Below are 2,064 nucleotides of genomic sequence, written 5' to 3'. Positions count from 1 at the left end.
TCGACGAAGAATCCCTTGGCTTCGAGCATCCCGCCGAATCTGAGGATCCCGGGGATGGCCAGGGGCTGCCAGAGCCAGCCGATCCGGCCGTAGTGGATCTCGAGGTCCGTGACCACCCGCTGGTTCGCCGTGAAGGTGTCGCCCTCGAACGTGACGGTCCGGCTGAGGGTCTTGTCGCCCTCGAAGTGCAGCCGGCTGTAGGCGAGGCGGATCCGGCTGGCCGGTCCCGCCCAGAAAGTCAGGCGAAGCTCGGGGGCGTCCTCGGACTCGAGCCCGAGATCGTCGCCGAAGTCGATGTCGGTGCCGGGCAGCGAGCCGCTCTTGGCTTTGATGGAGGCCTTCAGGTCGGTGAACCAGTACCGGCCCTCGAGATCGATCAGCTCCGCGAAGGCCACCCCCTGAAAGAGCAGCACCGCGAGCGCGGCCAGCACGACCGTCTGGAGCATCAGGAACCTCCCTGTCGATGGACTCGTTCCTTTCGAGTGTAGCCGGCGCCCCCCCGAAGACGGAAGAAACGCGGAAAGGGCTCCCAGGGCGAGAACTTGCGGGGCGTCTAGGGCTGCTGAGCGGTGGCTAGAAACGCACGCCGACGGTGAACCCGGGCATCACGTGCGCGCGGCCCCGGCGGCCGGTGTCGAGGTCGGTAAAGTCGAGCAGGAACGTCCCGGTGATGTTGAGCCCGTCAGCCAGCTTGTAATCGGCTCCCGCGCCGATCGGGATCAGCCACGAGGTGTCGTCGTCACGAAAGGCGGCGTGGACGAAGCCGATGCCGCCCTGCACGATCACTTTCAATCGGTTTTCGGTCCCGGGGATGTCGATCCAGTACTTCGCCTGTCCAGACAACCCGATCTGGGCCAGATCCCCGGTGGCGGCCAGCTGCAGCAGCGGACCGACCGAAAACTTCCGGTCGATGAACCCCTCCGCGTAGCCGTTGAGCGCGAACGCGGTGCCGTCCGGGGTGTCGCCCAGGAAGCCGAGGCCGGCGCCGAAGGTCCAGGCGCCGACCTTCGGGTCGGCCGCTTCGGCGGGCTGTCCACCGCTGACCCCGACAGCCAGCGCCACCGTCAGTACCCACGCGGAAGCTGTCTTTATCATGGCAGGAGGGTAACCGATCCTCGTCGATTTCCGAGTCACCTTTTTGGGACGCTCTGACACCGATCTCCGTCGTCCTGCCTCTCGCCGCTTGGTAACGGCGCGGCCCTTCGACTCTTTCGGGCCAGGCGGCCTTGGCATGCGCGCTGCACGGCAGGGGCGCCATGGGGCGGATGATTCCCGGTGCGGCGGGCTGCGGCCTGGCGCTCGCTCTCGTACTCGCGGCGCTCGGCTGCGCGAAGCCGCTGGCGACCCTCGACATGTTCGAGCCGGCCGCCGGGCCATCGGTCCTCAAGCAACCCGAGACGGAGTCGTCGGCGTCGCGCTCCCGGCGCGTCGTCGCCATCGCCAGGAGGCACCTCGGCGCGCGGTACGTGTGGGGCGGCGCGAGCCCGTTCGGCTTCGACTGCTCCGGGTTCGTGATGTACGTCTACTCCCACATGGGCGTCGCGCTGCCCCACAGCGCGGCGAAGCAGTACCGGTACGGCACGCCCGTCCCGCGGGAGCGGCTCGAGCCCGGCGACGTCGTCTTCTTCGATGGGCTTGGTCACAACGGGATCTACATCGGGGACGGGCGCTTCATCCACGCCCGGCGGAGCGGTCACGGGGTCATCATCTCGGGCCTGGACGAGTCGTGGTACCGAATGCGCTGGGTCGGAGGTCGCCGCTTGTAGCCGGCGCCGCGCTCTTGGCGGACGCCGCGTCTTCAGCCGGCGCCGCGGACGAAAATGTATGAGCGGCTCGCGCCTGGCCGCTATAATTCGCAGCCAAATGGACGTCGCGATCGTGGGCGGCGGACCGGCGGGCCTGCTGGTCGCCGCACGGTGTGCCGAAGCCGGTCTCGACGTCCTCCTCTTCGAGGCAGACGCCGTCATCGGCGAGCCCACCCATTGCACCGGCGTCATCTCTCTCGAGACGGCGGAGCTGGCCAAGGTGCCCGACGAGATCATCCTCCAGCGCCTCGGCCGCGCC

The 2,064-nt window shown here is 68.4% G+C and carries 4 protein-coding genes; 2 read left to right on the top strand and 2 right to left on the bottom strand.

The window, feature by feature from the left end; all coding sequences use genetic code 11:
• On the bottom strand, positions 1-446 hold a 446-nt coding region (locus VGV13_05745), incomplete at its 3' end, for a hypothetical protein (protein HEV8640583.1).
• A 127-nt stretch (positions 447-573) separates the two neighbouring features.
• On the bottom strand, positions 574-1,095 hold the full coding sequence (locus VGV13_05740) for a hypothetical protein (GenBank protein ID HEV8640582.1): 522 nt from the start codon (positions 1,093-1,095) through the stop codon (positions 574-576).
• Between the two features lie 161 nt (positions 1,096-1,256).
• Here VGV13_05740 and VGV13_05735 point away from each other — a divergent pair, with 161 nt between their 5' ends.
• Entirely contained in the window at positions 1,257-1,766 is a 510-nt protein-coding gene (locus VGV13_05735; GenBank protein ID HEV8640581.1) for a C40 family peptidase, read from the top strand.
• A gap of 97 nt (positions 1,767-1,863) precedes the next feature.
• Positions 1,864-2,064, top strand: a 201-nt coding sequence (locus VGV13_05730) for an FAD-dependent oxidoreductase (GenBank protein ID HEV8640580.1), incomplete at its 3' end; no start/stop codon positions are given.

Source organism: Candidatus Methylomirabilota bacterium, from assembly GCA_036001065.1.
GTDB lineage: Bacteria > Methylomirabilota > Methylomirabilia > Rokubacteriales > CSP1-6 > MNEF01.
Note: the sequence above shows the minus strand (reverse complement) of the source record. Positions and strands in the feature narration are given on the sequence as shown.